8 protein-coding genes are annotated in these 6,867 nt (G+C 58.7%); all 8 read right to left on the bottom strand.

All coding sequences use genetic code 11. From position 1 onward, the window contains the following. The coding region (locus tag AC1DVA_RS25775; protein ID WP_476807761.1) for a hypothetical protein at positions 1 to 325 on the bottom strand (325 nt) is incomplete at its 3' end. Positions 326 to 426: 101 nt separating this feature from the next. Beyond that, on the bottom strand, positions 427 to 1,137 hold the full coding sequence (gene queC, locus AC1DVA_RS25770) for a 7-cyano-7-deazaguanine synthase QueC (RefSeq protein WP_265050387.1): 711 nt from the start codon (positions 1,135 to 1,137) through the stop codon (positions 427 to 429). Continuing rightward, on the bottom strand, positions 1,134 to 1,508 hold the full coding sequence (locus tag AC1DVA_RS25765) for a 6-carboxytetrahydropterin synthase (RefSeq protein WP_265050388.1): 375 nt from the start codon (positions 1,506 to 1,508) through the stop codon (positions 1,134 to 1,136). The genes queC and AC1DVA_RS25765 overlap by 4 nt, the downstream gene beginning before the upstream one ends. After that, positions 1,508 to 2,140 (bottom strand): 7-carboxy-7-deazaguanine synthase, encoded by a 633-nt coding sequence (queE, locus tag AC1DVA_RS25760; protein WP_265050389.1) that lies wholly within the window; start codon positions 2,138 to 2,140, stop codon positions 1,508 to 1,510. The genes AC1DVA_RS25765 and queE overlap by 1 nt, the downstream gene beginning before the upstream one ends. Continuing rightward, positions 2,137 to 3,237, bottom strand: coding sequence for a DGQHR domain-containing protein DpdB (dbpB, locus tag AC1DVA_RS25755; RefSeq protein WP_265050390.1), 1,101 nt, complete (start codon positions 3,235 to 3,237; stop codon positions 2,137 to 2,139). Before dbpB (AC1DVA_RS25755) ends, queE begins: the two co-directional genes overlap by 4 nt. Beyond that, positions 3,188 to 4,519, bottom strand: coding sequence for a tRNA-guanine transglycosylase DpdA (dpdA, locus tag AC1DVA_RS25750; RefSeq protein ID WP_476807760.1), 1,332 nt, complete (start codon positions 4,517 to 4,519; stop codon positions 3,188 to 3,190). Before dpdA ends, dbpB (AC1DVA_RS25755) begins: the two co-directional genes overlap by 50 nt. Beyond that, positions 4,516 to 5,637, bottom strand: coding sequence for a DGQHR domain-containing protein DpdB (dbpB, locus tag AC1DVA_RS25745; RefSeq protein WP_265050392.1), 1,122 nt, complete (start codon positions 5,635 to 5,637; stop codon positions 4,516 to 4,518). Before dbpB (AC1DVA_RS25745) ends, dpdA begins: the two co-directional genes overlap by 4 nt. Further along, entirely contained in the window at positions 5,634 to 6,548 is a 915-nt protein-coding gene (locus AC1DVA_RS25740) for a hypothetical protein (protein WP_476807759.1), read from the bottom strand. Before AC1DVA_RS25740 ends, dbpB (AC1DVA_RS25745) begins: the two co-directional genes overlap by 4 nt. Positions 6,549 to 6,867: the final 319 nt, after the last annotated feature.

The following is a 6,867-nucleotide window of genomic DNA, read 5'->3' as shown; positions in this document are numbered from 1 at the left end:
GGTCCTCTGGAGCATTCCAGGGGCGGACGAAGATGTCGACTTCGCTGACGTCGCGCTGTTTGCCATTTGGAAAGCGGACCTCGTAGGTGACGACGCCGTTCTCATGATGCAGATCATAACCGGTGACCCGCCCGACGCGCATGCGGTCATTTTCGCGGACATAAGCCCGAGTTTGCGGGCTCAAAAAGGCGCGCTCGATCTCGGAGGCGGCACATTCGATCGACTGCGTGCGCTGAAGCGAATGGAAAACAGAAATGGTGCAGCGCCCTTCGGCCGCCGCTTCCAGTTTCCCGACACCTCTGTGCCCGGGCAGTCCGACCAACATCCCCCTGAACAGCTTCTCGACCCTCCGCGAGCGAATCTTCTTACGTTCGCTCTTGAAGGTACTTTAATGGGAGTGGCTGAAGTGCCAACCAAAAATCGAGGTTAAGCGTCCGTGTTGCCTGCAAACTTGTGCCAGCCAGCACGGCGTAGTTCACAGGCTGGGCACCCGCCGCAGCCATAGCCCCAATCGTTTAGGGTTTGACGATCGCCGATGTAACAGCTGTGAGACTCGGTTCGAATTAGGTCTACCAGATCCGCCCCCCCTAACTCGCCAGCAAGTTTCCACGTCGCCGCCTTGTCTATCCACATGAGCGGCGTGTGCAGCACAAACCGTCGTTCCATACCGAGATTGAGTGCGATCTGAAGCGCTTTGATCGTATCGTCCCGACAATCGGGATAGCCCGAGTAATCAGTCTCGCAGACTCCAGTAACAAGATGTTTGATGCCTCGGCGATAGGCGATGGTGGCCGCAAAGGTCAGGAACAGGAGATTGCGGCCGGGAACGAAGGTGTTTGGTAGTCCGCTGTCGGCCATCGCGATCTCGACCCCGGTCGTCAGGGCAGTTTCGCTTATTTGGCCCAGGACAGCGAGGTCGATCATATGATCGTCCTTCAGCTTGGCCGCCCACGCCGGAAACGACCTCCTGATGCCGTCGCGGAGCAGTTCGCGGACTTCAAGTTCAACCCGATGGCGTTGACCGTAGTCAAATCCGATCGTTTCGACAGCGTCAAACCGATCCAGCGCCCAAGCCAGGCAGGTCGCGCTGTCCTGCCCCCCTGAGAAGAGAACGAGAGCGTGGCCTTCTCCGTTCATGCCGCGACATCCCCGCCCCAGTAGGAGCAGGACTCGGCGCCGCTGTCCCGATAGACGCTGACCTTGTGGAGATTGCCGACGACAGGGGAGAGGCGATCCCAAATCCAGCGGCTCAGATTCTCCATTGTTGCGGGGCCAAGATCGTTGACCTCGTCGAGAAAGCGGTGGTCGAGACCGTCGCGCGCCTCCTCCATCGAACGCTGCAGAAGACCGAGGTCGACCACCATACCCGTCACTGGATCAGGCCGTCCCCGCACCGTCACCTCCGCGCGATAACTATGGCCATGGATCCGCCGGCTCGATTCTGTGTCAATCACCCGGTCGAGGGTATGGGCCGCATCAAATCGAAATTGCTTACTTATCTCAAACATCAGCGTATCCCGATCATCTTGTGTGACTGGAGTGAAAGCCGCCACCGCGGGTTTTCGGTACAGTAAGTGATGGCCGCCGCGAGGTTGGCGGCAGCCTCCGGCGAGTCCATCGGCTGAAGAAAGAAGTGGTCAAAGGCGAGATGCTCGAAGCGGTCAGGCATCGCCTGGCGCTGCGGGTACACCAGTTTGAGTTCATGCCCCGCCGCCTGCACGAGTTGGGCATCGGCTTTTGGGCTGACACAAATCCAGTCGAGCCCGTCTGGCGCAGGCTGGGTTCCGTTAGTCTCGACGCCGATCTCAAAGTGACGCGCGTGAAGCGCTTCGATGAGGGCTTGATCAACCTGGAGCAGCGGTTCGCCTCCGGTAAGCACAACATAGCGGCGAACCATCGCGCTACCCCACTCCGCTTCTATCGCGTCGGCCAAAGCATCAGCATCGGAGAACCGACCGCCACCAGTTCCATCCATACCCACGAAATCAGTGTCGCAAAATGTGCAGACTGACGTGGCACGGTCGACTTCCCGGCCGGACCATAGGTTGCAACCCGCAAACCGGCAGAAGACGGCCGCTCTGCCCATCTGGGCGCCTTCCCCCTGTAGTGTCTTAAAGACCTCTTTGACAGCGTAAGTCATGATGTCCCCTCTACCGGTTCAAGCAGCGGCGCCGGTGCTGCTTTTCGCTGTTGTCGCTGGTTAGATTTCACTACCCCGACGAGATGGTGCTTGAGCAATGCAACGTCGCGATTGACGTTCTGCAACGAGTTCCATCGGCGAACCTCGCCATCGAAGTTCCACTCACCGGCAGTCCAGGCTGTCTTGCCCTTAAGACACTCCATCCCTTCCCGAAAATCTTCGGCGCTGCGCGCGTGGCTCCGCTGCGCCAGAACCTCCATGACGTCACCTAGAGCCTCGATGCCGGCGCCGTGAAGGAGCCTGGAACTCGCTGGCTTGTGGCCGTGCCAAGCGTCCGGGAAGGTCTTCTTCACGGCATCGAAAAAGTTGGAGACAAGCCGCACGCACCGTGTCGCACCTTTTGGCCCTCGAATGAGTTCCCGCATCACGCCGTTCGTCAGCGATTCCATTATGATCTTCTGCATGACCGTATCGGTGATCATACCTTCCGGCGCGGTGTGCTGCTTGATGTAGCCTCGTAGGGCGGTGTTCTCGAAGTTCAGCCGCGCGGTAATGTCCGCAGCCGTCGAGCGTCGACTGAGCCGGGGAGGCAAGTCACTCACAGTCGGAAGCAACTCATAGATTAAGGATTTTGGGAGGGGTTTTGTGTTGTTAATCAGCACGAACTGGCGCCGCAACTCGGCCTCATCTCGGCATATGAGAGCTGAAACAAAAATCTGGAAGTCGCGGTCAATCTCGGCGAGCGCCGAGAGCCGCTGCTGCCCATCGACAACGAGACCAGGTATGCCGGAACTCATGTCGATCGAGAGCCTGACAAGGCCATCACCAAGGTCCTGCATCTCGACCCGATCCGTAAATGCTACGACGATGGGGTTAGGCAGAACCGCGTTCGGCTTTTCAAGATAGTCGCGGATTTCGCGGATGTGTGCAGCGACCTGGGGTCGTTGGAAGCCCCTGAGTTCGCCTTGGGCATCCCGACCGATGCGTTCGATCGACGCGAAGCGTAGCACGTCGGCAGCCCGAGCCGCGAAACTAAGGACAGTGTGCTCATCGCTCTGCTCCGCACAGACGCTGAGATAGGTGATCGGTTCGTTCAACGGCACGCTTCAAATCCAATTTTTCGATATGGTCGTGGTAGACTACGAGATTGTGGATCCCGCGGCGTTTGTTCCGATTGCTGCCGCGAAAGATGATCACATCAATCGCGGCATCGCGGCAGATTTTGCAGGCACACTGCTTCCAAGGCTGCTCAGTGAGGGTGATGCGATAACGCTCGGCAAGCTTTGCCAGCGCTACGCTGCTTTTGCAGTCCTCGTATGGCTTCTCTTCGACCAAAGGGGCGCTGTAGACGAGAACATTGTGGAGTGTTTCGTCCAGATCCGCTTCGCCCCGATCGAAAGCCCGCAGTGAATTCAGCGCAAGGGCCTCAAGCCGCACCAATTCCTCCGCACGGAAGCTCCCTTTCTTGACCCCGCGTTGCAACTTGGGATTTTCAATCGCCTGCGGGACCCGGATTGAAGTGAAATAGCGAAGTGCCAGCCCCTCGCCCGGAAGATAGTAATTTTGCTTGGCGTCTTTGAATGCGCGGATCAGCGGCGAAGTCGTGTCGAAACTGGCGATGTCATAGCCGTGAAAACCATCGATATCGTCGGCCTTAGCGAAGCCGAGGATGTGCAATCGGGTCGCCGCTGGTATCGCATCACGGATAGCCTGGAGACAGAGCGTGATCTCCGGTGATTTAAGCGGGACCATCCCGCCAATCGCAAGGTAGGTGTATCCCATCGCGACCAGCCGGCGCGCCGCCTCAGCCATGCTTCCCGGTGACCAGCCCTGAACAACGCCCATGGGCGTGAACGACGCGCCCATTGCAAGAGCTTCGCGGCGAAACCCGTCTGCGTTCTCTAGCGTGATCTCGAAGCGGTTCTTCGCATCGTCAGTACCGCCGGCTAGACCGGTCAGGGCGGGGTTAAAATCGAAAATGATGTGGTCGACAGAACATCCGTGCGTAAACCCGCACTCGTCATAGAACTCAGCCATCTCTGCCGGCGTGTATGGCGGCCGTTCTTCTTCAACATAGGTGAAGGCTCCGCAATCGCCGAAAATGTCTAGCTTCGCGAATTGGGGCGTGTCGAGCCGAAGAAACTTGCGGGCGCCAACAAGATGAAAGCGACGCGCTTGGCTGGCGGTGTATTTCCCCTTTACGCGGTGATCTCCGATGATCCCGCGTGACACAAGGACTCCATCATAGGGCGCGTATCCGAGTATCTCATGAGGATATGCATCATCCCAATAGGGCTGACGGTCGGCGGGGCTTCGATCCGCAATGAAGTCGAACGCGGGATCGACATAGTCTAAACTATCGGCGAAAATGAACTTCATGCCGACACCCGAGCCTGCTCGCGCTCAATTCGAATGAGATGCTCACTCAGCTTATTGATGTGCTGTGGTGTGGATTGAAGTTCGTTCCAAGCTAGGCCGAGGCCCTGCCATTGCCCTTCGGTCCAGCGACAATGGGGGGCCAGTCGCGAAAGGCTCTCCATGATCACCGACGCCTTGTTGGCCGCCCCGTCTGCTCGGAGCATAATCGTATCCATGAGCGCTCCCATCGCTCGGATACCCACCGAGTGCATCAGTCGGCTGTCCTTGGGAGATTTGCCCCACGCGTCCGGGAAGGTTTTTCGGACAGCAGACCAGTAGGTTACGAGCGCATCGTACATGGCGGCGGTGTCGCTGCCCTCGCCATTATGTTTGAACTGACCCAAAGCGCCGGCCGTAGTTTTAAGGCTGGCCTTCATCGTTTCGATCAGGGCGTTGTCGCTCACCATGCCAGTCCCGTTCTTCGGGTCGGACTCGCGCCTGATCAGGCCATGGAAAGGCGATTTCGGATCGTTGTTCAAAAGGGTACAGAGTTCGCTGGGAAGCTGCCGAGTAGCAAGGTTTCGCGGCAGTTTGACACTGACCTCAGGCAGAAGTTCGTCGATGAGGCCGGTCGGCAGCTTTTTCGACTTGTTGACCAAGATGAATTGCTCCCGCTGCGTGGATACTTCGTCAGAGATGAAGCCGATCACGGGAACAGCAATCTGCTTGTTTTTGGCCTCAGCGAGGGCAAGAGACCGCTGCTGGCCGTCGACAATCCACGCGGCGCGGGCGCCTTCGGGGTAAAGTGGGATCGACAGCGTGCCGGCATCGCCGACTTCGCACATATTGCCCGGGGAGCGGCCGCGGGCCGAAGCGAAGTCGACCTCATCGGAGAGGGCGAGGATGATCGCGTTCGGAAACAGCACGGGACCGCTGTCAAGGAAACTCGTGATGTCCTTCACGTGATCGCGGATCTCACGGCGCTGAAATCCTTTCAACTCGCCGTCCTCCCGACGAACACGGCTGATGTCCGCAATCCGGTGGATGTCAGCGCCATAAAGAAAGAAGGCGTAGACCCCGGTTCCTTCGCCCTGCTCCGCCCGCACAGCGCGAACTTTGAGATATTCACGATTGCTCATGCTCTTTCTGCCCGAACGAAGTCAGACAGTGACCGAAAGCGACCCTGCTCACACGCCACATTGAATTCATCACGGAAACGCCGGAGCGATCGGCCGCGAGGATCGTCCCAGTGGGACCGGATCAATTCGAGCATCGTCTCATCATCGTAGCGGACACGCTCGACCTTTGTCGGTAGCCGCCAGCCATCGAGCGAGGTCGACACCGCAGCAGCATGCTCGGATGCGGAGCGACCATCTTGAGCAACTGTCACCGTTTTCGCGAAATGGTGGACTGCCCTGCTGGCAAAGTCGCTCAACGTTCCCTGGATCTCGCTGTCCGGGCCGTCGAGGCGATCATCGTAGGGCATGATCAGCGGCCGTATTCCTTCCGGTACACGCTCAGCCGGCGCGCGTGTGAAGAGCCTAAGGCGCTCGAGTGTTGCCTGTGGAAGCGCCAGCAGGTCTTCGGAGATCATGTTGATATAAGCGTCGGAGAGCGCCGCCAGGATCAGCCCGCCCTTGCTCTCGGCCACTGACCGCAGCGTGAGAGAAAATGGTGAGGCATTGGCAAGCGCTGCCCACCACCCAGGTGCGGTAAAGCCATCGCTCACTCGCCCGGCGACCCCGTCAGGAGCGTTGTGCAATATGGTACAGGCATAGGGCGGAACGCAGGTCGACGCATCAATCAAGCCCAAGCCCGCCGACACAATCATCAGGCGTGCGTCGAGCAATGCTGCGGCCGCCATAGCTTCCTGGAACCCTCGGCCTCCATAAATCTCCGCAGCCGGAAACTGCACAGCGGTTTCCCGAAGCCGGTTGCCCCAGTCCGCCGCCACGCCAGCCAGGGGGGAGCGCGCAAGGGCGCCCATGTAGAACCGGCCAGGCACGGCCTTTCGCTTTCGGTTCGTACATGTAGTGATCACGAGCGTCACGGACTGCGGCTCCCCCTGAGCGTCATTGAAGCGCATTTATTTGTAATCGACCACGATCAGATTTGCCACATTTAATGGGCGTGGCAATCCAAATTATTTCCCATAAATGCGCGCTTGCGATGCGCGGCGAAGCCGATAAAAGGATGATTCGTGCGAGCCGCAGTTTGCCGCCATATCAGCCGCTCGAGCGAGGAGATCCTCTCGGTGCTAAAGGAGCAAGTGGCGGAGATGAATACCGCTCACGCGTGTCGCAAGCACGGAGCCTCCGAGCACCCAATTCCGTTTTCTCGAACTCGCCGCAGCCGACGGTCTAGACAAG

This window comes from Allobosea sp. P4_C6 (genome assembly GCF_056402015.1).
Note: the sequence above shows the minus strand (reverse complement) of the source record. Positions and strands in the feature narration are given on the sequence as shown.